This window comes from Chitinophaga sp. ARDCPP14 (genome assembly GCF_051362515.1).
In the GTDB taxonomy this organism is placed as follows: Bacteria; Bacteroidota; Bacteroidia; order Chitinophagales; family Chitinophagaceae; genus Chitinophaga.
The window spans coordinates 787869-813530 of sequence record NZ_JBKIXB010000002.1 but is presented as its reverse complement, the minus strand read 5'-3'; the positions used below and the strand labels follow the sequence as shown (position 1 = coordinate 813530).

Sequence of the window (25662 nt, the reverse complement as noted above, 5' to 3'; positions counted from 1 at the left end):
CTATCCGGCCCTGCCACCGCAGCAAATCCTTCTCCCAAATATATTTTATACCTGCTACGCATTACATAGCTAATGCGACAGGGGAGTTTTTTGCGTAGCAATTCAATTATTCTTATGTATACAAAAGCTCTGCTAAGGCGCTCAGGATGGATTTTACTGCTTTCCTGCCTGTCGGCCCAGGCACAAAACCAGGTAAAAAAGATCGGTAAAATAAATACGGTCAGCATCTCAGGGCAACAGATAAAAATCAGTGCGGAAAACGCGTTCGCGGAAATCACCGTGTACAGTGCTTCTGTGATCCGTGTAAGAATGGATCAGCATCCGCTTGCGGCAGATTTTTCTTATGCGGTAATTGCCAAACCAACCAGCACCCGGTTGCAGACTACACAAAACAACAATGAAATCAATGTAACCACGGATTCCCTTCAACTGCGTATTTCTAAAAATCCTTTTGCCATCCGCTTTCTTACCCCTTCGGGAGAAGTGATTAATGAGGATGAAGAAGGATTGACTACTTCCTGGATCGGCGATGAAGTAACTACCTACAAGAAAATGCAGGAAGGGGAACGGTTTATTGGTCTTGGCGAAAAAACCGGTAACCTCGACCGTAAAGGAGAAGGCTATACGAACTGGAACTCTGATAAGTTTGGCTATGCTGCCAACCAGGATCCCATATACGCCACCATCCCTTTTTACGTGGGGATACATCATCATATCAATTACGGTATTTTCTTTGACAATACCTTCCAGAGCGATTTTAACTTCGGCGCCAGCAACAACCGCTTTTCTTCTTTTGGCGCAAGGGGAGGAGAGATGAATTACTATTTCATCTATCACCCACAAATGGCGGATATCATTACGTCTTATACCAATCTTACCGGCCGCATGCCCATGCCGCCGCTGTGGAGCCTCGGATACCAGCAGAACCGCTACAGTTACTACCCCGACACCGAAGTATTACGGATTGCGCAAACCCTGCGGGAGAAAAAAATCCCGGCAGATGGTATTACCCTCGACATCCATTACATGGACGCCTACAAACTGTTTACCTGGAACAAAAACCGTTTCCCCAATCCCCAACAACTCAGCAAACAGCTGAATGATATGGGATTTAAACTCACCGTAATTGTAGATCCAGGCATAAAAGTAGAAGAAGGTTATGCTGCTTACGAGAGCGGAAAAAAAGAAAACATCTTTATCAAATATAGCGACGGACAAAATTATACCGGGCAGGTATGGCCCGGCTGGTGCCACTTCCCGGACTTTACCAGTGGAAAGGGCCGCGACTGGTGGAAAGGCCAGATAAAATCGTATATGCGTGACGGTGTGCGTGGTATATGGAACGACATGAATGAAATTGCCACCTGGGGCCAAAAGATGCCTAACAACGTGATCTTTGATTACGAGGGGCATCCGGTAACCCACCAGCAGGCGCACAATGTATATGGTCTTGAAATGGTACGCGCCAGCTATGAAGGCTCCAGGGAGGAATTAAAGAAACGCCCGTTCCTGTTAACCAGGGCCGCTTACGCAGGCTCGCAGCGCTACAGTGCTATCTGGACCGGCGACAACCGCGCGGAAGAAGATCATATGTTGCTGGGAGTTCGCCTGATGAACAGTTTGGGTGTTAGCGGCATGCCTTTCTCAGGTATGGACATAGGCGGTTTTACCGGCAATGCTACCGTGAGTCTGTATGCCCGCTGGATGCAGATCGGCGCCTTCATTCCTTACTACCGTAACCACACAGGGGTAAATACCAAGTCGTCCGAACCATGGGCATATGGCGAAGAGGTGCTGGAAATTTCCCGCAATTATGTAAACCTGCGTTACCGCTTGCTTCCCTACCTCTACAGTTCCATGTTTGAAGCAACTCGTACCGGCATGCCCGTTATGCGTACGCTGGCGCTCACCAATACCTTTGACGCCAATGTTTACGACACCCGTTTCCAGAACCAGTATGGGTACGGGAATGCCTTTATGGTAGCGCCCTTTGAAAGCACAAAAGAATTCGGCTCCATCTATTTCCCGGAGGGAAAATGGTATAACCTTTATAACGACACCATCACCGCCGGGAAGCAGGAAGTTATTACGCCGCTGAATATAAAATCCCTGCCGGTATATGTAAAAGAAAGCAGTATCATCCCGATGCAATCGTTGATACAAAATACTTCCGAAAAGCCGTCAGATACGCTTTTCCTGCACATCTACAAAGGTGATAAACAAAATACCTTTGTTTATTATGAAGATGACGGAGAAACTTTTGATAACGAGAAAGGAGTGTATTATCAACGGACTATCGCTTATCATCCCGCGGATAAAAAAATTATCCTGGAAAAAGTAAGTGGCAATTATGCATCGAAATTTCACCACATTAAATTATTACTCCACGGATTTGGGGACCAAAAAAGTATAACCGTTAATGGTAGTCCGCTATCGTTAGTGTCAACTGGTTATTCTTTCCTTTCACCTATATCACGCTTTGATCCGCAAGGATCCTCGATTCCCGCAGAGCGTTGCACTGTACAGCAGGCAACCTTTGATAATGGTAATCAGTTAATTAACGTGGATTTGTAATAATAAGAACGGCCTCCTGGATTTTCCGGGGGGTCTTCTTTATATTTGGGCATGAAATACTTGCCTTTTCTGCTGTTGCTGTTCTTTTCAGCCTGTATATATAGCGCCCGCCAACATAATACAACGGTTACGATCGCAGATGATACCATCCCTTCTGATATAGACTCTTTAATCCATCTTTACAAAGCATTTGAACAGGACACCCTGGAAATTTTACCCGGCGCTTTTGGTGATCCTGACACCTGGCATTTTAAAGGTACTGCCATCGATAGCCAGCTACAGCCGTTGCTGAGCGATCGCAGGTATAATGAAGATTATCTTTTTTACGCCTGCTATAAATTCAACCTGGATGCCAATACAATTGGCCTGGTTACCAGGTCTCCTTCTGAATACGAATCTTCTTCCGTTAAACTGTTTGCTTACCATAAGAAAACCAAAACCATCACCTTTGAAACTGAGCTGGCAGAAGAATTTGGCGACGCCCGGTGATGTGCTGATAAAAAAGTCCTGGCTGTATCATTCTCCGGACAATGGCTGGCAGGCGATCCTGGAAAATTTTAGCTCCAGTCAGTATGGGGTTCCTGAAGATACCGTTGCCGTAGAATCCTATGATTACTATCATTTAACCTGGAATGGCAGCAAAATAGATACGCTCAGCACCGATAGTTCCGCCTTGGTGCAGGTATATAAAATGATGCCGGTAAATAAAAAATAGCGCTTGTTTGCTACCGCTTTTTACTATTATATTTGGGATGTCCTGCACCCTTACCTTCACTTTCACCTTAAAGCCGTCAATATGAATTTTAGTATTATCACTCCGGCAGATGCAGCATATGATCAGTGGAACGATCGTGGTGCGAACCTGAGATGGAAGGGGCATCCTTCCGGGATCATTCCTGTAACTACTGTCGATGAACTGAAAGACGCGCTGCAATATGCAGTGGACAATAGCAAACGGGTAGTGGTACGCGGCGGCGGCCACTGTCTTGAAAATTTTGTGGGTGATCCTGCTGTAGAAATAGTGATTGATATTTCCAACATAAAGGGGATCCGCTATGATGAAGGAATGAATGCGATTGAGGTGATGGCAGGTGCAACATTGGGAGAGGTGTTTGAAACACTGGACCGCGAGTGGGGTGTTTTACTCCCGGCCGGACAGCATCCGGCCATCGGGATAGGAGGGCATATATCCGGAGGGGCTTTTGGTTTTCTGCATCGTCATCATGGGCTGGGAGCCGATTACCTGTATGCAGTAGAAGTGCTTTGGGTAAATAATGCGCGGCAGGTGGAAAAGGTGATTGCTACAAGGGAAGAAACAGATAGTAACCGTGAACTCTGGTGGGCGCATACAGGAGGTGGTACCGGCAATTTCGGGATTGTTACCCGTTATTGGTTCCGGGCACCCGGTGTAACAGCGCGTGATCCTTCCCTGTTACTACCCAAGTCGCCGGAAGTACTGGAAACAATGGAGATGGAATGGGACTGGGATCAGATAGATGAGCGGGTATTTAAACAATTGCTGGACAATTTCGGAGAGTGGGGTAAGATGCACAGCAGTACAGACACGGAAGCCGGCAGGCTGTTTGCCACGCTTTACCTTTCCAATAAGGTGACTGGTAAAATTATGTTGAAGGCCGTGTTATCCGATTGTCCGGAAGAAATAGCAGAAGAATTTGCAGCCGCAGTTTCCGCAGGCATGGGTATAACAGGAAGAGCTATACGAAAACCGATGCGTTGGGTGGAATTTGCGTTACAGCCTTTTCCGGATATTTTCATAGACATGCGGGTTGCTTTCAAAGTAAAAGATGCCTTGTTACGTGCACCCTATACAGCCGCACAAATCGGAACCATATACCGGCATCTGACGGAGCATAATGATGTGCCGGGAGGTTCTGTTGGCGTCGCTTTTCTTGGTGGCAAGATGAATGCTGTAGCAGCGGATGCTACCGCATTCCCACAGCGGGACTCGATTTTAGCCACTGCCTGTACATCCGGCTGGTTAGATGCGGCAGATGAAGCGAAGTCTGTTGCATGGACCCGTAATATTTATCAGGAGCTGTTTGCAGCAACAGGCGGAGCACCTGTACCCGGGGAGCAAACAGGCGGATGTTTGATTGCCCATCCCGATGCTGATATGGCGGATGAACAATTTAATAAATCAGGTGTGCCGTGGCATATGTTTTACTACCAGGATAATTATGAGCGGCTGCAGCGTGTAAAAGGAAAGTGGGACCCGTGCGGAATATTCCGGCACAGGCTGGGTGTGGAAGGGGTATAAGCATCTATTTAAAATTCCTGGCTTCAGAAAATAACGTCGCGGATATTTCATCCGTTTTTGATGGTGGTTGCATTAGCGGAGTTGTTGTTTTTGAAGGAAGTAGCTGACGCAAGAATTTAGACAAATCGTAACAACAGGATACAATAATGTGAACCACCTCGCCTTCGCGTTGCAGGGTACCTTCCACCATCAGCAACCTAGCCTGCAGGATTTCTTTACGATACTTATCAAACAGTTGTTGAAAGACCACCAGGTTACTGCAACCCGTTTCATCTTCGATAGTGATAAAGCAAACACCCTTAGCGGTGCCCGGTCGTTGGCGTACCAGTACAAGACCCGCTACCTTCACTGCTGCGCCATTCTTGACGCCATCCAGTTCTTTTGAAGACACGATATGCAGCAGCTGTAATTTTTCCCGGACAAAGCTTACAGGATGTGCTTTTAAAGATAAGGTGGTGGCGCTGTAATCGTGTACTACATGTTCTGATACTGTCATTTCAGGGAGCTGTACCTGGGTTTCTGCAGCGCTTTCAGATGGCTGGCCTGTGAAAATACCAACAGGTCGGTCGTGAAGTGCGGAGACCTCCCAGAGCGCCTGACGGCGGTCAAGTCCCATCGACCTGAAGGCATCTGCATCTGCCAGTTTCTCCAGCGTGATCAGTGTAACACCTACATCCCGCAGTGCATGGATGGTGGTATAGCCTGTATCCCGGCGGTCAATCAATGACTGTACATCTTCCTGGCCAATGCCTTTTATCTGGCGAAAGCCGAGGCGCAGTGCGCATAATTTACCTGTTTTTTCTTCCAGTATATTATCCCAGAGAGAAAGATTTACATCTGCCGGTCTTACTTCCACACCATGTTTACGGGCATCAATAACAATTTGTGCCGGCTGATAAAAGCCCATGGGCAAACTGTTTAATAAAGCGCAGGCAAAAACATCCGGGTAATGACATTTGAGCCAGCTGGAAACGTACACCAGCAAGGCGAAGCTGGCGGCATGACTTTCGGGAAACCCATAACTTCCAAACCCTTCCAGCTGCTTAAAAACACGCAGGGCAAATTCAGCTTCGTATCCTTTTGCAACCATTCCTTTCACCAGTTTTTCCCGGAACCGGCTTACCTGTCCGGCTGCCTTGAAAGTGGCCATGCTTCTCCGGAGTTCATCTGCTTCCGATGGAGTAAAGCCAGCAGCTACTATAGCAATTTTCATCGCCTGTTCCTGGAACAGGGGAACGCCTAACGTTTTTTTTAAAATTTCTTTCAGTTCAGGAGAGGGGTAATCCGGCTTTTCCTCTCCATTGCGACGGCGCAGATAAGGATGCACCATATCGCCCTGGATGGGTCCAGGTCTTACAATCGCTACTTCAATAACCAGGTCATAAAAGCAGGTGGGCTTTAGCCGTGGTAGCATGGATTGTTGCGCACGGCTTTCGATCTGGAATACACCAATAGTATCGGCATGGCCGATCATTTCATACACATCAGGATCATCCTGCGGTACGCTTGCCAGGGTAAGAGGACGATTGTGATGCGTTTTTGCCAGGTCGAAGGCTTTGCGGATACAGGTAAGCATGCCGAGGGCGAGCACATCTATCTTAAGAAAGCCAAGAACATCGATATCATCTTTATTCCATTCAATACAGGTTCTGTTTTCCATGCGTGCATTCAGAATAGGACACAGATCGGAGAGGGCGCCTTGTGTGATAACAAAGCCGCCGGTATGCTGCCCCAGCTGACGAGGAAAACCGATGAACTCCTGCGTGAGTTCCAGCATCTTCCGCAGATGCGCATCACTGGGATCAAATCCCTGTTCTGCAAGGCCTTCCCCTTCCAGCCATTCGGCGGTAAAATCCCATACGGAAGCAGAAAGACGATTGATAGTATCAACAGACAAGCCCATTGCTTTTCCTACATCGCGGATAGCGCCCTTTTGCCTTTGTTGGGTAACAGTGGCTACAATGGCGGCGCGGTGGCGACCATACTTTTCATAAATGTATTGAATCACTTCTTCCCTGCGTTCATGTTCGAAATCCACATCAATATCAGGGGGCTCGTTACGGGCGGAGGAAATAAACCTTTCAAACAGCAGGTCAATTTTTGTAGGATCTACAGCAGTAATGCCCAGGCAATAACAAACCGTGGAATTTGCTGCTGAACCGCGGCCCTGGCAAAGAATTCCCTGCTGCCTCGCAAAACGGACGATGTCATATACGGTGAGGAAATAAGATGCGTAATTCATCTCTTTTATAAAAGAGAGTTCATAGTGAATCGCAGTAGTAATTTTTTCAGGGATATCATCTCCGAAGTACTCCCTGGCGCCTTCCCATGCTAAATGTGTAAGTTCTTCCAGTGGTGTGCGGCCATTGCTGGTAATTTCTTCCGGGTATACATATTTAAGTGTATCAAGAGAAAAACAACAGCTTTCTGCAATCTCTTTTGTACGCAGGATCGCATCAGGATATTGCCGGAAGAGGCGTAACATTTCCTGTTGTGGCTTTAAGTATCTTTCTGCGTTTTCATGCAAACGATAACCCGCGGTATAAATGGTACATTTCTCCCTGATACAGGTTACAATATCCTGCAGCTGCCGACGTTCGGGGATATGATAATGTACATCGCCGGTAGCTACTAAAGGAATATTATATTGAGAAGATAACTGTGAAAGACGGTGTAGCTTTTTAAAATCATCTCCCTGATAAGAGCGGGTGGCAGCAAGATAGAGGTTTGTTCCCAGTGCCTCCCGGTACTCTTTCATAGCTACGCTGAAGGCGTCATCAAATTCAAACCTTGAATTCAGGGATGCGGGTGATAATGCAATAAATTTCATACCGGCGGCATGTTCAAATACATCTGTTTTGTATAAGTGACATTGTCCTTTTTCTGCTCTCAGATTGCCTTTGGTGAGCAATGCAGAAAGGCGTCCGTATGCCTGTGTATCAGTGGGATAAGCAAGTAAGGAAGGTCCGTCCAGCAGATCGATCCGGCAGGCGGGTATGATGCGTATACCGCTGGTTTTTGCAGCTGCATGTCCGCGAACAATACCAGCAAGACTATTTCGGTCTGTAATCGCTATTTCTTTATAACCCAGTGCTGCAGCCTGTTCTACCAGTTCTCCCGGGTGTGACGCGCCTCTTAAAAAGCTAAAGTTGCTAGTGACCTGTAATTCTGTGTAGCTCATATCTCCTCTTTTTTCTCACGCAAAAAAACCATGAATAAACCAGGCATGGGGTTTATCACCGGTATAATGCCCCAGCCTGAACAACCAGTAGCGGCTGCCAGCATCATCTTCCACTACATAATAATCCCGGTGCTGTCCTTGTTGCAGCCACCATTCACTTTCAATCCGTTCAGGGCCATCCGCTTTCTTTACTTTATGTACTTTTCCTTTATAACGGAAATGCATCGGTGGATAATCGGGTATGGGCGCCGCTACTTCTATCGGTTCAGGTTTGGAAAGCAGTTGAATGGGACGGGGCCTGTCTGTTTTCCATGAAGTAGCTGTTTTTTCAATAAGACTGGTAACGGGTTTAACGGACCACTCCGGCCAATGATGTTCAGCAGGCAGATAGCGGTGAACAGTTCCCTTGCCAGCCTTACCTTCCAGCCGGTCGACCAGCTCCGCGATACTCACATCTTCCAGTCCCCCTGCAGCATTCCAGAATGTTTCCTGCAAGGGCCGCACCTCTTCCACTTTAGGCGCTTCCAGTACAAATAATTCAATCCCCAGGTCTGGTTTGATCGTTGGTATTTTCGCCTCAAACAATTTGAACAGGTGGTTGATATTGTGTGATGGATGCCCGGTGCCGATCTCCAATTGTTCAATGGCCCCGTCTACCTTATAGCATTTCAGCACAGCGTTCCGGAGACCTTTTTCTTCCTGGGAAAGGCGGTGGCAAAGGGCTTCCAGCAATCGCCTGAGCGCAATTTCAATACCGGTACCTGTTACAATAGGCTCCAGGCATGGCAGCCGTTCCTGGTAGGGTTCAACCGGCTGCAGGGGCTGAATTACTTCATCTTCCTGTCCGGTGAACTGATCAAGCCGGAGTAGCAGCTCCTGGCCAAAGCGCCGGCGGAGCACTGTTCTGGGCATTCCTATAAAGCTTCCTGCCTCGCGCAGGCCTAATTTCATTAACCTTTCGCAGATAGCGGGTTCCAGTCGTAATGCAGCCGGAGGCATGTCCATTAATGCAGCAGACTGCTCACCGGCAGGAATCACAGCCAGTGTTTGACTAAACCGTGGCATGGCCCATGCTGCGCCAATCGTATCGGCCATGCCTGCACGCACCTGGTATCCAATATGCGTAAGTTTGGTCACTATATCTTTCAGATATAATTCTTCGCTGCCCCAAAGGTGTGCACAGCCGGTAACTTCCAGCAGCAGGCCATCGGGGGGATCTGTTGCGGTTACAGGTGTAAAGCGGATAGCCCATTCCCCTAGTGCGTTTAATATGCGGTTCGATTGCCCGGGCTTGTCATCAATTACCTCCAGTGTGCCGATGAGCGCGCGTGCATCCGCCACGGCCATTCCCTTTGTGATGCCCTGCAACTGCGCGGCTCTGCTGGCTGCTGTTACAATCATCCGGCCATGATCGGGAGTAGCCAGCACAAACGCTTCCTGTTGCAACGCCGGGCGGCAACGGATTAACCAATCGGTCATCAGATGAGGAAACCATATGGAAACAAAACGCCTGGCCATACTACCCGATTTTGCGGATCAGTTCCGGTGGTGCGGAAGACAATTGCTCATCCATCAACCTGAACCTGCCGGCAGACCATTCTATTTGCCAGGTGCCAGGCTTACCATTCCGGATCTTCAGCAGTTCAACATTCCAGCGGGGATAGCCAACACCAGGCAACCCATCTTCCGGTTCGCTGGCTAATGGTGTGATGCGCCAGCGGGAAACACAGGCAGTGGTATTAACAGCAGTGGATTCCCGGCGAATAATAAACCCTGTTACCCTGCTTTGTTCTACTGCGAGTTGCAGGCGGCGGGAGGCGGTAAAACTGATATCTCTTACTTCCCCGATAACTGCGGCGAGTCCTTCACACTTCAATGCTTCTTCCATTGCCCAGAGTACATCCTTCTCCCGTTTCAGGTCTACAAAGATGATCCGTTCAGGCTCGATACCAAAGGTTTTCAGGGCAGGAGGAAAAAGCGTGCGGCAGGTGCTGATCCATATACAGGCGCCGCCGCCCTGCATTAACGCATTTAATAAACCACCGATAAACCCGGTGGCCGCGGCAGTATGTTCTGCTGCCGCACTCATAAACTCATGTATTGCTCCGGTTGGAAATGTTGCATTCGGAAAAGCAGCTGTAACCCGCCCAAGTCCCATATCCACACTCGTATTACTGGCTTGTTTAAAGCCCTGCAAATGGAGAATATCCCTTTGCAAGCCGGCAATAATAGCTGCTTTATCTGCGGGCATAGTTGACAGCTGGTTTAAATACTCATGACTAATTTATTTAGCAATAATACTAAATAAATTAGTATTTCATCAATATTCTTTCCGGATATATGTAACTTGTGGTCAGCATAATTTAAAGTGCATCGGCATGTTGCAGAACAGAGTTGATCCATCCGGTAATATTATCAGGACAGAGGCCAGGGGACTATTTATGGGTAACCGGGGCGTTTTACACAACGACAACAAAGAAATTGTCAGGCCTTATAAGATCAAGACCTGGATTACTTGTATGTTGGCATTTAAAAACAGGAGAAGACCCGTAATGGCTCCTAACCGGTATACGGAACTCTTTTTTATGGATGAAGCAACTTCCTTTGCTGCCGGCCACCGGCCTTGTTTTGAATGCCGCAAAGCAGAAGCGCATCAATTTAAATCCCTTTGGTTGAAAGGTAATCCGGATAAAGGGTTTAATGAAAAAACACTTATTAAAGAGATAGATAGCACCCTTCATGCAGAAAGGATAGATGAGCATAACCTAAAGATTACATTCGGGGAACATCCGGAAAACCTGCCCGACGGCACATTTGTGCGCATCGGGGAGGAGCCTTATCTTCTTAATAAGGGGTTGCTGTATTTATGGTCGCCCGGTGGTTATGCAAAAGGCATCCCTTTGCCGGGGAGTGGGAAACTACCTGTTTTAACGCCGGCCTCTGTGGTGAATGCCTTCAGGGCAGGCTATGTTCCTCAAATGGCCATTTAATAGGATTAAGGGCAAGAAACGGGTTCTTTCAGATGGGTGTGGATGGTAAATTTGTATCATCATAAAAAAATAAAAAGATGACATACTATCATAAAAAAATGACTTCTCCCGTAGGGCAGCTTACGCTGATAGCGAGTGACAAAGGTTTGGCCGCAGTGCTGTGGGAAAATGAACTTGCAGACCGCGTACCCATAAGCGCCGGTGCAAACGATATACATCATCCTATTCTTTGCCAGGCAGAAGAACAACTCAATGAATACTTTGCCAAAAAGCGAACTTCTTTTACTGTAGAACTGGACTTTGTGGGAACGGAATTTCAAAAGAAGATATGGAAAGCACTGCTGACAATTCCTTTCGGTGAAACGAGGACCTATGGCGAGATCGCCAAACAAATTGGTGATCCGAAAGCAGTACGTGCTGTTGGCGGTGCAGCCAATAAAAATCCCATTTCTATTATTGCTCCCTGTCACCGGGTGATAGGCGCTTCCGGAAAATTAGTCGGATTTGCAGGTGGTATAGCCAACAAAAACCGCTTACTTCAACTAGAAAACAGTGTTAGTCCTACGTTGTTTTAGGCACTTGCTGACGTGGGGAGTTTATACTATCTTTCCACAAACCAGAAATAAGTGTTGCATACCTTTTCAACAGAAAACTTTCACTCCATCTGTGATCAACTATGTACCCAGGATCCGGAGTTAGCCTTCATTGTGAAAACATATGGCTATCCGCCGATGTGGACAAGACCCAATACATTTGAAAGCCTGATACACATTATCCTGGAACAGCAGGTATCGCTGGCTTCCGCCTTAGCGGCGCTCAATAAATTAAGAGAGAAACTCACAAAAATTACACCCGCCAAACTGCTGGAACTCACGGACGAAGAATTAAAGGCCTGTTATTTCAGCCGGCAGAAGATGTCGTATGCCCGGTTTTTAGCCCAGGCCATTCAAAGCAAAGCATTCAACGCTAAAGCCATGGAAAAGCTGCCGGATGAAGAGGTAAGGAAAGCGCTGGTAGCGCTGAAAGGAATCGGCAACTGGACGGCGGATGTTTACCTGATGTTTGTATTGCAACGCGCGGATATTTTCCCCATTGGAGACCTGGCCGCCGTAAATGCACTCAAGCAGGTGAAGAAATTACCTAAAGACACTCCTCCAGAGAAACTACTGGGAATATCGGCAGCATGGCAGCCTTACCGGACCGTTGCCACGATGATATTGTGGCATTATTACCTGTCGTTGCGGGTAAAAGACACTTCCGCAGAAACGGAGAAAATAAAGAAGGCCGTGACGCTTTAGGGACGGATCATACCGGGCTTAAGCACGGCTTAAAGGTGGACTTGATCAGGACACATGGTAGCTATTTCATCAGCAGCTTTAATACTTCTTCTTTGCGTTGACGGGAAACAGGCACCTGGCTGCCATCTTCCATGGAAATGGCGCCACCTTCTGTTTTTATCCAGGCTGTAATTTTGTGGCTGTTGACCAGGTGGGACTGGTGGGTGCGTATAAAATGTTTATCAGCCAGCAGGTCGTTGTATTCTTTCAGGGTTTTACAAACAATCAGTTTTTTTTGACCGGAGATGTATACATGCGTGTAGTTTCCTGCCGCTTCGAGGCGTACGATATCTTCCGGCAGGGCAAAAATAATTTTATCGGCCAGTGGGAATGCAATACGGTTTTCTGCCATGGGCTTGCCCATATTGGCTACCAGTTCCCGTAAACGGCTGTTTTCCTGCTGGGGTACAATCTGTGCGATCGCTTTTTCCACTGCGCCGGAAAGTTCCAGTACATCTATAGGTTTCAGCACATAGTCGATAGCGCAGGCTTTTACTGCCGCAATACCGTAGTGGTCATAGGCTGTAACAAAAATAACTTCAAAGCGCCTGTTGGCAGGAAGTGATTGCAGCAGCTGAAGCCCTGAGCCTCCGGGCATTTCAATGTCGAGGAAAAGAAGGTCTGGTTCCAGTTGCTTGATGAGCCTGAGCGCACTCGCCGCAGAATCGGCTTCCCCGACTATGTCAATAGCCTGACAGTATTCGCCCAGGAGTACGCGCAGGTTATCCCTGCTTTTTGCCTCATCATCTACAAGAATACTTTTTATCTTCATACACTTTCAATTGGAATAGTGAGTAATGCCGTTGTGCCGTTTCCGTTACTGATATGCAAACTGGCTGTTTGTCCGGCGATACTAAAAAGCTGCAGCCTTTCCTGTACCAGTTTTAATCCTACACTTTTATGCGTGCCGTTACCAACTTCCGGATGATATCCCGGGCCATTGTCGTACACTGCGATCAGTAATGCCGCGCCTTGTTTTCCCACCGTAATGCGGAGTAAGCCTGCTTTTCCTTTGGAAGAAATACCGTGCAGGATCGCATTTTCCACCAGCGGTTGTAAAATCATGCCGGGGATATCTACCAGGTCAGTAGCCAGTTCTTCAGGGATATCTATTTCAAAGGAGAAATCAAAACGCAGTTGTTCAAGCTCGCAGTAAAGGCGTATGGTAGCCAGTTCATCTGCCAGCGTGATCATATTCTTTTCCGCATTATGCAATACACTTCTTAATAACAACGAAAATTTTACAAGATAGGTATTGGCAGCTTTATGTTGGCTGGTGTTGATCAACGATTGAATGGAGTTCAGCGCATTAAAAATAAAATGCGGATTCATCTGCGAGCGAATGGCTTTAATTTCCAGCTCCCGGATCGCGGTTTTCATGGCCTCCGCCCGCTTGATCCGCTGAATGCGCACCCGGTAAATCCAGATGCCCACCAGCACAGTAAAGAGGATGGAGCCAAGGCTCCATCCAATAATATTCATCACGCCGGCTTTTTGCAGGACCGAAAAGCGCGGTGCTTTTGCGGCATCATCGATGGCCGTATTCAGGTCATCCCATAAGTTGTCGTCGGAATAGATATGATCTGATATTATTTTTCCCCATTGATCCAGTACAACAACATTTTTCTTGCCCATTTCGGATATCCCATATACTTCATAGTTTTTATCTCCCTGGTTTTTTATTTCAATACTGTTAAAGTTGGGCAGTGTTGCGAGTTCCGGATCATGTTGGCGGTTAAGGCCAGGCTCATTGATCCATGCGAACACAAAGGTTACTTCGGGATGCTTTTTAACCATTTTAACCAACGCACTATCCTGAAAGTAGCTGGCATGGTCAAATATAAGGCAGGTCGTTTTACCATGCTGAGTTTTCAAATCATACGTTTTGCCATTGGCTAGCGATAGGATTGGGTATGGCGCTGTATTACCCGGCGCCCAGTGTTCCATGAACTTCCAATCTTTTATAATGGGTTTAATGATGCTGCTGTCGTCGCAGTTACGAATAAAGTCTTCGAAATAAGGTTTCAGCCGCTGATTTTTTGCAAAGCTATTTGCTTTCATGCTCTCGCTGATCCCTTTTGATAATTTATAGTACAACGGGTATCCCTTCAGCATAGAAAGCAGGACAAAGTAATTACTGTAAAAGGAAGATTCTTCTGAACTGCCGCCAGCAGAGAGTCCGATGCGTGACTGCTGATAAATCAGGAGCCAATCGAGGTATTGATGATAGAAGGAGAAGTGATTGTCGTGATAAGAATTCATTGTCACCGGCATGGTATCAATACCGGTGGTAATCATTTCCGGTATGCCCTCAAATGGCCGTTTTTCCGGGGCTACCCGGTAGCCATGATTATACAGAAAAACCAGCCAGTCATCCGCAATACGGTATTGCCAGTTGGTTTTATAGTAGTCGATACTTTCGGGAGATGCTTTCCCCTCATAGCTTTGCAGCACTGCTTTGAATCTGGCATTTGCGTTTTCCTGTGCGGCCAGCACTTCCTGCAATGTTTTGTTTCTGTACATGGTATTCATGCCCTCGGCACCGTAAAAGATGCTATCCATATCCTCTGCCAGCATGGAACCCCATTTGGCACTGCCCGACAGCTTTCTGGGTCGCAGGGAAGTATCAGCATCTGCTTCAATAATCAGCGTATCGCCAGGCGCTAAGAAAACATACCCTCCGTTATTTTCCATAGCAATATACCGGCGTTCCGGTTTTGTTAACAGCAACGGGCAATAAAATTCTCCCCGGCTATTAACAGGAAAGCTGAGGGTGCTGTCTCCCAGTTCAATTTCCACTTGCTTTTTGTGAGCGTGTGCCAACGTGCCTTTTATCAATGCATTGCCTGCAACCGGAAAGGACGCGCCGGTAAGCAACTGGGCGTATTGATATTCGGTTTTGGCGGGAATGAGGCTGGGTATGCCGTTATTGGTGCTGCGCCATTTCAGCATCGCTTCTATCGCGGGGCGCAGCTCCTCCGGCGGCATAGGTGAGAAAGTTGAACGGATGGATATGCCGACCTGCTTCTGAGGACTATAACTCGTCATCAACACCGGCAACGGTGGTTGATCTTTGTCGGTGGTCAATGATACGATTTCGCCGTTGGCTGTAATTTCCAGCCGGAACATCCCTTTAGGCGGCTTTTTGTCTAACCCCTGTTTATAAGGCGGATAATAACTATCGTACCCCATCCAGCCAAACTTCTGATCATATGGAGTATATGCTACCACTCTTTCATGAGTGATGCTGTATTGCTGGTTGCCATTAGGCAACTGGTTCTGCAACCGGTACCGCAGCACATACCGGCGTTGAAACTGTAATAATGGCTCCATTACCGGATAGTAATTATTATCCTTATGCTTCGTGATCTGCATATCAAACCAGTCGCCGGGTTTCAGGGCAAAGTAGCCGGGCTTGTCCTGTGCGGGCAGCAGGTAGGGCAGGCAAAGCAGCAACCATAGATAAACTGTTCTTTTCATGATACAATAATTTTATTGTACCAAAGCTATCTTTATCAGACGCCTGGGTTTACATCCACTTAGCAAACGGTAAAGCTGACTGAATATCCGGTGAATATATGACTGAAACGGGTATTTTTTGGGTTCATTTGGGGTGGGGGTGGTAATTTGGGGAGATGGGAGTAATTGTGATACATAATTTCAATCATTGTGATTGACCGATTCCTTTCCGTAGTATATGGCGAATAGTCAGGCGAAAGCTGAATTGCCTTCGCCTGACGTAATTCTATTCTGGTTAGATCATGTTTACAACTTTAGCCGTTACCCAAAAACCAGTGGAAATATTTCTAGCAAGCTGGATATTTCCATCAGATGTAACGCTGTAAGTATTCACGACACTTGTATAACTATTGTTATCATTGAGTAGTGATTTTATTTTCACGATTCCACTGGTCCTTGAACGGGATATTACCAGGTAGTCGATAAAATAAGAAGTGCCATCTATCTGTGAGAATCCTCTTACAGCAATCATACAGGAAGCGCGTGTAGTTGGCATGGTTAAAATTGTAACCGGAGCAGTACCTGTTACAGCAGTAACCAAACCATTTACTTCCAGAGAATCAAAATGAATACTGTTATAGTTCCTGTTCAACAGGTGAACCTGAGATGGCTGTATTGAATTGGATAAATTGATCTGGGATCTTTTATTGGTAACATCATCACCATCCAGCAAGTTGCTGAGTGTAATAATGTAAATGGGGGTATTGTCTACAGAACCGATGTTGTTGTTGTTGTAGGTTCCAAAGTTAAAAACGCCACCACCAAAGAAAAGGAACCAGGCACCGGCAGCCGTTGGACCTCCACAATTCATAAAGGAATCCAATATTACAACATTCTTGATATCGAGAAATCCGGTACTGTTGATCCGGAACGGGGCTTGTGTATTATTGGCGTTTAGCGTATTTGTTAGGGCCTCACAGTGAAATCCATCGATATGAATATTTTTCGAAAAAATATCCATGATCTGGCCATTTTGATTCAGCTGGAGGGTTGCGCCCAGATAACCATCATAGGAAGAATCAACAATATAAACATCTGTAGAATAGTAAATTCTATATCCTCTATATCCAACACCTTTTGGAAAAACCGGTTCGTTATTACTGTTCAATCGGTTTACTATAAAGCTTTGAATGCAACATTTTGAAATCCTTATGGTGGTGCTGCCTCCCTGGTTAAAACCACTGGCAATATCAAATCCTATTGCCTGTATGGAGGAAACCCCTTCATAGATATCGAAGTAAATAGATTTAAAATCCAACTGCCAAATCAGGCCGGTATTTGGTGTCGATTTGATACCAGTATGAGCGCCAATAATAGTAAAACACTCAAAAGTGGTGTTGTTCACCTGGTCATTTACGGTGCTGCCACCTTTGTGGAGCCAGATAGCAACGCAGTTCTCGTTGATCTGATCATAGTGTAGGGACTCGAAACTAATATTCAATCCAGTGTAGGTAGATCGGCTAGCCTGTATATTAATGGCGGTAATGGCGCTATCAGGAGCAATTGTGGCACCTTCTCCGATAATCTGCCAAAAAGTGGCATTGGTCATATTCAGGGTTTCGGAGATGCGATAACGGCCCCTAGGGAACACCAGTTTGCCTCCATTCGTAAATATCTGTTTGGCGTAGTCAAGACATTTATTGATTGCCGGAGAATCATTAATAGAATTATCACCTTTTGCACCGAACCATTTTACATTTAATTCGCCGTCATGTAGTCTTTTCCAACGACCTGTTGAAGCAATAAAAATTGTTCCTCCATTTTCAGGAGAAGTGGTGTCGCTGCTGTCCCAGTAGAATTCTCCGCCACCGCCATCGTTGGCAGTTGCATAGCCTAAAACGTGGTAAATAGTGTTTGCCTGGGGAGTACTCAGGCTTTTAAGGGCATTAATGGACGTAACTGTCATAAATAAGGGTTTGTGGTTAACAAAGATTTACTTGAAAATAGGCATAGGATATGTACCCTATTTGCGTAATAAAAACTTATTGAGAAATGTTACTGGGTTATAATTCAATAGGCTTCCTTATTGAGGGATGGGATTGGTAATTAAGCGTATTCTATAGAATAATATTAAAATGGGCAGTTAACATGTATCAAATGAAAAAAGGCTTTCCGCGTCTCACCGCTGAAAGCCTTTCCTGTTGCGTGGTCCCACCTGGGCATGATCCAGGGACCCCCTGATTATGAGTCAGGTGCTCTAACCAACTGAGCTATAGGACCTGTTCCGAAGAACTAATTTCCCCTTTTCAGGGGACGGCAAAATTAATTATTTTATTGAATTAACCTAAATTTTTTTTTAATCCCAACGCTTACGCATATACTTAATAAATTTGCGGCATGCAAGGCATAAAGAACATTATTTTCGACCTGGGTGGCGTTATTCTGAACATCAACTACCAGCTTACCAACGAGGCATTTATTGCTCTTGGCGTGAAGAACTTCAATGAGTTGTATTCACAGTTTCATGGTTCCAGCTTATTTAATGGCCTGGAAACGGGACATGTTTCCGAGGAAGAATTTCTGACGGAAATGCAGCGTCATGTGCCGGAGGGGGTTACGGGTGAGCAGATAACAGCGGCCTGGAATGCGATGTTGCTCGATTTTCCTTTACAGCGGCTGCAGTTATTACAGCAGTTGCGGCAGCATTATAACCTGTATTTACTGAGTAATACCAATGCGATACACCTGGAGGCTTTCAACCGGTTGTTGCAGGAAAGCAGGGGAATTCCTTCGCTGGGCAGCTTTTTCGACAGGGCTTACTATTCGCACCTGATGGGACATCGCAAGCCGGACAAGGAGTCGTACCTGATGGTGATGGAGGAAAACGGGTTATTGCCGGAGGAAACGTTGTTTATAGATGATACGTTGCCCAATATAGAAGGAGCGAAGGCGGTAGGGTTGCAAACCATTCATCTGCAGGCGCCCCGAACGATTATGGATATTTTTCAGCCTAAAAAGGTGTTATAAAAAAGGCCGGTGATGCACCGGCCTTTTTCTATTTAACATCTTCAAAATCGAGGTAATCTCCCTTATCCACATTTTTGGGTTGTGGGGTAGGAGGAGGTTGTGGACCTTTTGGTCCGCCGTTTTGCTGTTCATACTGCTGACGCATATGATCCTGCATATCGCTCATTTGTCTGCGCACTTGTTTGGTAACCCTGTAGCCTGGTATGATCAGGTCGAATACCAGTTTGTACAGCAGCCAGGCCAGAAATATAGAAAGAAAAAATCTAAACATAGTGACACGAAGGTAGCGGAATATCCTTTTCGACCTCCTGAAAACCACCTCATTTTAAGGTTTTTTTAACTTTCTGGGAGCGTTTAAAGTCCGAGTAAAGCGGCTGATGCCAGGGATTCTTTTTTATTGAACTGCCAGGCCATTTTGCGGGCATTGATGGCATCTATAATGGTACCGATGCCGCAGAAACCGAGGGTGATAAAATATACAATTCCCATGGCGATCTGGTCTACCAGGAAGCGTTGCACACCGGCTACGCCCAGGAAACCTATGAGGCTGCAGATAAGGATTGTTTGCGGATCTTTGCGTCTGCCCTGGTATACGGCCAGGAACCGCTGCTTGTTTTCGGCAGAATAGCTCTTGGTCAGTTCCTGTAGCCACATCATTTCCTCGGCTTCAATTCCGGGGAGCATCGCAAATGAAAAGTCGTTCATAGTGTTGGGTTTATGATTGTTTGAAATCAGTATATTGATACCGGGCCAGTTGCACGGTGCGGTACAGCAGCACGGCTACTACCAGGGGAGCAAGCCAGTGGTGTTGGATGGAGGCAGTCCATTGTCCGTGTAAAAAATAGTGGATACCATGACCTAATCCGCAACCGGGGCAAATAGGGAGACCTATATTTTTAAAGAAACACAGGCTGCCGGCATTTTCGTCGGGCGGCATCATATACAGGAGGGTCAGGCCCAGGGGCCATGCCAGCAGTTCGATATTTATTTTTCGCCAGAAAGCGGTCGCCACGTCAGATATTTTAAAAACACATATGAATGATGGCAGAGCATCTTACATAAATATTTACATACAAGTTAAAGAAATAGTTTTTCAATCAAAATAAAATCCTAATTTTGTATAAGGAAAAATGATTCAAACGAAGGGGACGAGATATTGTCCCCTTCGCGCTTTTTGTATGGCAAACGAACACGTGATAAAAACTATCCGGGAAATGGCAGAAGGACTGCTGGCGAATAATCCCGACAATTTTTTGGTAGACATCAGAATTAAGCCCACTAACAATATCAAGCTCTTTCTGGACGGGGATAAAGGGGTGCCGGTGGCTACGCTGGTGTCATTCAACCGTCAGTTATATCCTTTGCTGGAAGCGGCTGAACTGTTCCCAAATAACGATTTCTCCCTGGAAGTTTCGTCCGCAGGCCTGGATGAACCGCTCAAACTGCACAGACAATACCTTAAAAATATTGGACGCAAAGTGGAAGTTACCCTGCTGGATGGCTCTGTAAAAGAGGGCACCCTGCAAACGGTAACCGAAGATGCTATTAACATCGAGGAACTGATTGGCAAGAAAAAAGAAAAGAAGTCAACTGATTTAAAACTTAATGAAATAAAGCACATAAAGGTGTGCATCGTGTTTTAAAATATAACAACTAAACATGGCTAGTATTAACTTGATTGAGTCATTTACCGAGTTCAAGGAGGCGGAAAACATTGACCGTCCTACATTGATGAAGGTCCTGGAGGATGTGTTCAAAACGCTTCTGCGGAAAAAGTATGGCTCAGATGAGAATTTTGACGTGATTGTAAATACCGAAAAAGGTGACCTTGAAATATTACGCCGTCGAACCATCGTAACGGATGGGGAAGTAGAAGATGATAATGCACAGATCGCATATTCCGAAGCTATTAAGGTAGAACCGGATTATCAGGTCGGTGAGGATTTATATGAAGAGGTAGAGATCATGGATTTCGGCCGCAGGGCTATCCTGGCGGCAAAACAAACTTTATCTGCCCGTATCGGCGATCTGAAAAAGAACATCCTGGTAAAGAAATATGCCGACAAAGCAGGTGAAATTGTAAACGGTGAAGTATACCAGGTTTGGAAAAAAGAAGTTTTATTGCTTGATGATGAAGGGAATGAGTTAATTTTGCCTAAGTCTGAACAAATCCCCACAGATTATTTCAAAAAAGGGGAGAACGTAAGAGCGGTGGTGAAGAAGGTAGAAATGAAAAACAATGCCCCACTCATCATTCTCTCCCGCACACATCCATCCTTCCTGGCTAAATTGCTGGAAATTGAGGTGCCTGAGATCTTTGACGGGCTTATAGTGATCAAGAAAATTGTTCGTGAACCGGGAGAAAGAGCCAAAGTGGCTGTTGAATCCTACGATGACCGTATAGATCCGGTAGGAGCCTGTGTGGGTATGAAAGGAAGCCGTATACATGGCATCGTGCGCGAATTGAGAAATGAAAATATAGATATCATTAACTTTACCACCAACATTCAATTGTTGATCCAGCGTTCTTTAACGCCCGCCAGGATCAGCCGCATGGAAGTGGATAACGAAAACAAATACGCTTCCGTTTACCTCAACCCTGACCAGGTATCACTGGCTATCGGTAAAAAAGGAGTAAACATTAAGCTGGCTTGTGAACTGACTGGTTTCGAGATTGATGTATTCCGTGATGAAGCGCAGGAACAGTCTGAATTTGATATCGATCTGGAAGAATTCTCGGATGAAATCGAAGAATGGATAATAGATGAGCTTAAACGAATAGGTTGTGACACTGCCCGCAGCGTATTGGAGCTGACCGTTGAAGAACTGGTTCGCCGTTCGGATCTGGAAGAAGAGACAGTGCAGGATGTAAGAAGAATATTACAGGAAGAGTTTGACAAAGAATAAAGCCGAGCCACAACCCTTCCCAGGTAAAGGCCTTATTAGAAAGGGAATTGATTTTTTCGAGTTATTGTTTAAACGTAAAAAAACATCCCGTTTTGAAGAAACGGGAAACAGGGGAGGCCCGAAATACGATATGCCTGAAACAACAAACAACACACCACGATTGCTGGCTGCAGCCAAAGAGTTTAATATTGGTAAGGAGACCCTCATCGATTTCCTTGGCAATAAAGGCTTTGATATGGACGGCTTTGGTTCTCCCAATGCCCGTCTTACGGCTGTTATGTACACAGCACTGCAGTCGGAGTTCCAGCAGGACAAGGCTAACAAGCGCAAAAGCGACCAGATAGCCCTGCCTAAAGGAAGCGTGTTAGAAACGATGAAGAAGAAAGAGAAGGAGGAAGCGGAAGCGGCGGCTAAAAAGAATACCACCAAAGAAAAAGAAGAGGCTGCTCCTGCTGCTAAACAGGAAGCAAAACCTGAACCTAAACCGGAACCAGTTAAGGAAACCCCTAAACCGCAACTGCAACCACAGGCGAATGTTGCCCAGGCAACTCCGCCTCCCGCAAAGGAAAAAGCTGAACCGAAGCCTGAACCACCCGTTGTTACAGCTCCCCCTGTTGCGGAAGTTCCCAAAGCACCGGCAACGCCTCCTCCGGCAGAACCAGACGCAGTGAAGAAAACGGATTCGCCGAAAATCAACGGCCCTAAAGTGATCACCACTATCGATCTGGACGCATTAAACCGCAATAAAAAACCAGTTGCTAAAAAAGCAGACCAGGAAGAAACCCCGGCTCCGCAACCAGAAGCAGTGAAACCACCGGTAAAAGAAGAAAAACCGGCTCCCGTTACACCCGCTCCCCCAGTTGCTGAAAAACCGGAACCTAAACCCGTTCCTGCCCCTCCCGTACAGGAAGCAACTACAGCACCAACTGAAAAACCAGTTGAGAAAGCTGATAAAGCTGAAAACGTGGAACAGGCCCCTAAAGCCGAAAACACTCCATCAGCAGAGAAAGTAGCGAAAACAGAAAAGACCGATACGACAGACAAAACGGAAAAAGCCGCACCGGTTGAAGATAAACCTGTAGTTAAAAAAGTGGAAGAAGTATTACAAGCCGCAAAACCGGCTGCAGTCAAAGAACCGGCGCACGTTCCTGTTAAACATGTCGTAAAAACGGAAAATCGCAAACCCTCTACTGCCGAAAACACCCCACCAACACCTCCCCCCGCTGCCCCACAGGCACAGGACGAGGCTGCTGGCTCTGCGGTGATCGAAAACATCCAGGCCGAAAAACTGACCGGCCCTAAAGTGATCGGCAAAATTGAGCTGCCAGTTCAGTCTGACAGACGCGATAATAATAAGAACAGCAACTTTAGCCGGGATGAGAAACGCAAACGCAAGCGTATCATCGTGGAAAAGAAACCTGAACCCGTTCAGCCTAAAGACTTTAAAGAAGGTGACCGCAAAGAAGGCGGCGCCCCAGGCGAACACCGCCCGCATCAGCATGGTGGACAAGGCGGCAATCGCCCTCACCACGATAGCCGCGGAGGAGGACATCAGGGCCAGGGCGGCGGAAATCGTCCGCAAGGCGATAACCGTACCCATAACCGTCCAGGCGGCACCAACACAGGTACCGGCGGCGGAGGTAACTACAACAGACCTGCCGGACAAGGCCAGGGTCAGGGCGGAGGCTATAACAGGCCCGCCGGACAAGGCGGTCCAGGCGGCGGAGGTAACAGACCAGCCGGACAAGGTGGCGGTTACAACCGTCCAGGTGGCGGACCAGGTGGTGGCGGCAACAGACCCGGACAAGGCGGTGGCTATAACAGGCCAGGCCAGGGTGGCGGCTACAACAGACCAGGTCAACACCGCGGTGAGGATAAACGTACTACCGAAGAAAAAGAAATCGATAAGAACGAGATCCAGAATAAGATCAAGGAAACAATGGCCAAGCTCGGTGGCGGCGGTCGCGGTAAAAACGTGAAAGCTAAACACCGTAGAGAAAAACGTGAGGAAAGAGCCAACCAGAAAATTAACCAGGGCGACGGAGACAACAAACTCCAGGTAACAGAATTCGTTTCTGTATCCGAACTGGCTAACCTGATGGATGTAAGCTTCGCGGAAGTAATCTCTAAATGTATGGGCCTCGGTATCATGGTATCTATCAACCAACGCCTCGATGCGGAAGTAATAGAACTGGTGGCCGGCGAATTCGGATACGAAGTTGAATTCATTGGTCTGGAAGATGCAGAAGAAACCGATGATGAAGATGAAGTAGATGATCCTGCAGATCTGGTTCCACGTGCACCGATCGTAACCATCATGGGTCACGTCGATCACGGTAAAACCTCCCTGCTCGATTACATCCGTAGTGCAAACGTGGTAGCCGGTGAAGCCGGTGGTATCACCCAGCACATCGGTGCGTACCAGGTAACAACTGCCAGCGGCAAAAAGATCACCTTCCTCGATACCCCAGGTCACGAAGCGTTTACCGCGATGCGTGCCCGTGGTGCCAAAGCAGCGGATATCGCTGTAATCGTGATCGCTGCTGATGATGCTATCATGCCGCAAACAAAAGAAGCCATCTCCCACTCACAGGCAGCCGGACTACCAATGGTGTTCGCTATCAATAAAGTGGATAAAGAAGGCTCCAACCCTGAGAAAATCAAGGAACAACTGGCCGGCATGAACCTCCTGGTAGAAGACTGGGGCGGTAAATACCAGAGCCAGGAAATATCTGCCAAAAGCGGATTAAATATTGATGTGCTCCTCGAAAAAATATTACTGGAAGCGGAACTGCTGGAATTGAAAGCCAATCCCGACCGCGAAGCCTCCGGAAGTATCGTGGAAGCTACCCTGGATAAAGGTCGCGGTTACGTTGCCTCCCTCCTGGTACAAAATGGTACCCTCCGTCAGGGCGATACCATCGTATCCGGCTCCTTCTTCGGAAAAATCAAAGCCATGTTCAACGAACGCGGCCAGAAAATGGAAGAAGCAGGACCATCCATGCCAGTACAGGTACTCGGCTTGAATGGTGCACCACAGGCAGGTGAGAAGTTCAAGATGTACTCCGAAGAATCTGAAGCCAAAGAAGTGGCTAACCGCAGAGCACAAATCGTTCGCGAACAAGGTATCCGTACCAAGAAACATATCACCCTGGATGAAATCGGCCGCCGTTTGGCACTGGGTAACTTTAAACAGCTGAACCTCATCATCAAAGCCGACTTTGATGGTTCCGTAGAAGCGTTGAGTGACTCCCTGCAGAAACTGTCTACCGAAGAAATCGTGATCAGCATCGTTCACAAAGCAGTAGGTCAGATTACAGAATCCGACGTATTGCTGGCAACCGCTTCTGACGCCATCATCCTCGGATTCCAGGTACGACCTTCCTCCCAGGCTGCCAAGCTCGCGGAGAAAGAGAATATCGAAATCCGTAACTACTCCATCATCTATGACGCGATCGACGAAATCAAGAGCGCCATGGAAGGTATGCTGGAACCAAAAATCGAGAAGAAAGTGGTGTGCAACGTTCAGGTGCGCGAAACTTACAAATTCGAGAAGGTTACCGTGGCAGGTTGCTTCGTTATCGATGGCAAGCTGACAAGAAACACCCGTATCAACGTGGTGCGCGACGGTATCGTGGTTCACACCGGCGAACTCGGCTCCCTGAAACGTTATAAAGATGACGTGAAAGAAGTGGCCGCTAACATGGAGTGTGGTTTGAGTGTCCGCGGATACAGCGATCTGAGACCTAACGATAACATCGAAGGGTTTGAAGAAGTAGAAGTGAAGAGAACTTTATAAGAAGCCTGTAGCCAAAAACTACCCGCTTTAAAATAACATACAGCGAAGAAAAGAACGATCCATAGTGTAAAACCTATCATCGTTATTTTCTTCGCTGTTTTTTTGGCTAA

At 46.8% G+C, this 25662-nt stretch carries 20 protein-coding genes and 1 tRNA gene; 11 read left to right on the top strand and 10 right to left on the bottom strand.

What is annotated here, in order from left to right; all coding sequences use genetic code 11:
• Window positions 1-114 precede the first annotated feature (114 nt).
• From ACLHR0_RS08025 to ACLHR0_RS08010, 4 genes are all read left to right on the top strand, one after another.
• Window positions 115-2574 (top strand): TIM-barrel domain-containing protein, encoded by a 2460-nt coding sequence (locus ACLHR0_RS08025; RefSeq protein ID WP_436485767.1) that lies wholly within the window; start codon window positions 115-117, stop codon window positions 2572-2574.
• A 51-nt stretch (window positions 2575-2625) separates the two neighbouring features.
• A complete protein-coding gene (locus ACLHR0_RS08020) occupies window positions 2626-3063 on the top strand; it encodes a hypothetical protein (RefSeq protein WP_436485765.1) in 438 nt (145 codons plus the stop codon).
• Complete coding sequence (locus tag ACLHR0_RS08015; RefSeq protein WP_436485763.1) at window positions 3023-3289, top strand: hypothetical protein; 267 nt, start codon at window positions 3023-3025, stop codon at window positions 3287-3289. Before ACLHR0_RS08020 ends, ACLHR0_RS08015 begins: the two co-directional genes overlap by 41 nt.
• An 81-nt stretch (window positions 3290-3370) precedes the next feature.
• On the top strand, window positions 3371-4852 hold the full coding sequence (locus ACLHR0_RS08010; RefSeq protein WP_436485761.1) for an FAD-binding protein: 1482 nt from the start codon (window positions 3371-3373) through the stop codon (window positions 4850-4852).
• Between the two features lie 4 nt (window positions 4853-4856).
• On the opposite strand, the gene ACLHR0_RS08005 is transcribed toward ACLHR0_RS08010, so the two are convergent.
• From ACLHR0_RS08005 to ACLHR0_RS07995, 3 genes are read right to left on the bottom strand one after another with little or no spacing between them, the layout of a single operon-like run.
• Window positions 4857-8033 carry an error-prone DNA polymerase gene (locus ACLHR0_RS08005; protein WP_436485760.1) on the bottom strand — a complete coding sequence of 1059 codons (3177 nt, stop codon included), beginning with the start codon at window positions 8031-8033 and terminating at the stop codon, window positions 4857-4859.
• A 15-nt stretch (window positions 8034-8048) separates the two neighbouring features.
• On the bottom strand, window positions 8049-9551 hold the full coding sequence (locus ACLHR0_RS08000; protein ID WP_436485758.1) for a Y-family DNA polymerase: 1503 nt from the start codon (window positions 9549-9551) through the stop codon (window positions 8049-8051).
• 1 nt (window position 9552) lies between these two features.
• On the bottom strand, window positions 9553-10284 hold the full coding sequence (locus tag ACLHR0_RS07995) for an ImuA family protein (RefSeq protein WP_436485757.1): 732 nt from the start codon (window positions 10282-10284) through the stop codon (window positions 9553-9555).
• 127 nt (window positions 10285-10411) lie between these two features.
• Here ACLHR0_RS07995 and ACLHR0_RS07990 point away from each other — a divergent pair, with 127 nt between their 5' ends.
• From ACLHR0_RS07990 to ACLHR0_RS07980, 3 genes are all read left to right on the top strand, one after another.
• Window positions 10412-11023 (top strand): hypothetical protein, encoded by a 612-nt coding sequence (locus ACLHR0_RS07990; protein ID WP_436485755.1) that lies wholly within the window; start codon window positions 10412-10414, stop codon window positions 11021-11023.
• A gap of 77 nt (window positions 11024-11100) precedes the next feature.
• Window positions 11101-11598, top strand: coding sequence for a methylated-DNA--[protein]-cysteine S-methyltransferase (locus tag ACLHR0_RS07985; RefSeq protein ID WP_436485753.1), 498 nt, complete (start codon window positions 11101-11103; stop codon window positions 11596-11598).
• A 51-nt stretch (window positions 11599-11649) separates the two neighbouring features.
• Window positions 11650-12321 (top strand): DNA-3-methyladenine glycosylase family protein, encoded by a 672-nt coding sequence (locus ACLHR0_RS07980; protein WP_436485751.1) that lies wholly within the window; start codon window positions 11650-11652, stop codon window positions 12319-12321.
• A 61-nt stretch (window positions 12322-12382) separates the two neighbouring features.
• Here the strand turns inward: ACLHR0_RS07980 and ACLHR0_RS07975 are convergent, their stop codons facing one another.
• The 4 genes from ACLHR0_RS07975 to ACLHR0_RS07960 all read right to left on the bottom strand — a co-directional run bounded on the left by ACLHR0_RS07975 (window position 12383) and on the right by ACLHR0_RS07960 (window position 18099).
• Window positions 12383-13132: a LytR/AlgR family response regulator transcription factor gene (locus ACLHR0_RS07975; RefSeq protein ID WP_429043344.1), complete on the bottom strand. Its 750-nt coding sequence runs from the start codon at window positions 13130-13132 to the stop codon at window positions 12383-12385.
• Window positions 13129-15840: a sensor histidine kinase gene (locus tag ACLHR0_RS07970; RefSeq protein ID WP_436485749.1), complete on the bottom strand. Its 2712-nt coding sequence runs from the start codon at window positions 15838-15840 to the stop codon at window positions 13129-13131. The genes ACLHR0_RS07975 and ACLHR0_RS07970 overlap by 4 nt, the downstream gene beginning before the upstream one ends.
• A 274-nt stretch (window positions 15841-16114) precedes the next feature.
• Window positions 16115-17785, bottom strand: a complete 1671-nt coding sequence (locus ACLHR0_RS07965) for a glycosyl hydrolase family 28-related protein (RefSeq protein ID WP_436485747.1) — start codon at window positions 17783-17785, stop codon at window positions 16115-16117.
• A 240-nt stretch (window positions 17786-18025) separates the two neighbouring features.
• A tRNA-Ile gene (locus tag ACLHR0_RS07960) sits at window positions 18026-18099 on the bottom strand.
• Between the two features lie 117 nt (window positions 18100-18216).
• Here ACLHR0_RS07960 and ACLHR0_RS07955 point away from each other — a divergent pair.
• Window positions 18217-18846 (top strand): HAD family hydrolase, encoded by a 630-nt coding sequence (locus ACLHR0_RS07955; protein WP_436485745.1) that lies wholly within the window; start codon window positions 18217-18219, stop codon window positions 18844-18846.
• 28 nt (window positions 18847-18874) lie between these two features.
• Here the strand turns inward: ACLHR0_RS07955 and ACLHR0_RS07950 are convergent, their stop codons facing one another.
• The 3 genes from ACLHR0_RS07950 to ACLHR0_RS07940 all read right to left on the bottom strand — a co-directional run bounded on the left by ACLHR0_RS07950 (window position 18875) and on the right by ACLHR0_RS07940 (window position 19858).
• Window positions 18875-19117 (bottom strand): hypothetical protein, encoded by a 243-nt coding sequence (locus ACLHR0_RS07950; protein ID WP_436485743.1) that lies wholly within the window; start codon window positions 19115-19117, stop codon window positions 18875-18877.
• Window positions 19118-19200: 83 nt separating this feature from the next.
• Entirely contained in the window at window positions 19201-19551 is a 351-nt protein-coding gene (locus tag ACLHR0_RS07945; RefSeq protein WP_370908959.1) for a TM2 domain-containing protein, read from the bottom strand.
• A gap of 10 nt (window positions 19552-19561) precedes the next feature.
• The gene (locus tag ACLHR0_RS07940; RefSeq protein ID WP_436485741.1) at window positions 19562-19858 is read right to left on the bottom strand and encodes a DUF2752 domain-containing protein; all 297 of its coding nucleotides are present in this window, start codon (window positions 19856-19858) and stop codon (window positions 19562-19564) included.
• 166 nt (window positions 19859-20024) lie between these two features.
• Here ACLHR0_RS07940 and rimP point away from each other — a divergent pair, with 166 nt between their 5' ends.
• From rimP to infB, 3 genes are read left to right on the top strand one after another with little or no spacing between them, the layout of a single operon-like run.
• Entirely contained in the window at window positions 20025-20489 is a 465-nt protein-coding gene (rimP, locus tag ACLHR0_RS07935) for a ribosome maturation factor RimP (RefSeq protein WP_370908957.1), read from the top strand.
• 16 nt (window positions 20490-20505) lie between these two features.
• Complete coding sequence (nusA, locus tag ACLHR0_RS07930) at window positions 20506-21753, top strand: transcription termination factor NusA (protein ID WP_079471571.1); 1248 nt, start codon at window positions 20506-20508, stop codon at window positions 21751-21753.
• Window positions 21740-25552: a translation initiation factor IF-2 gene (gene infB, locus ACLHR0_RS07925; RefSeq protein WP_436485738.1), complete on the top strand. Its 3813-nt coding sequence runs from the start codon at window positions 21740-21742 to the stop codon at window positions 25550-25552. Before nusA ends, infB begins: the two co-directional genes overlap by 14 nt.
• The last annotated feature ends 110 nt before the right edge of the window (window positions 25553-25662 follow it).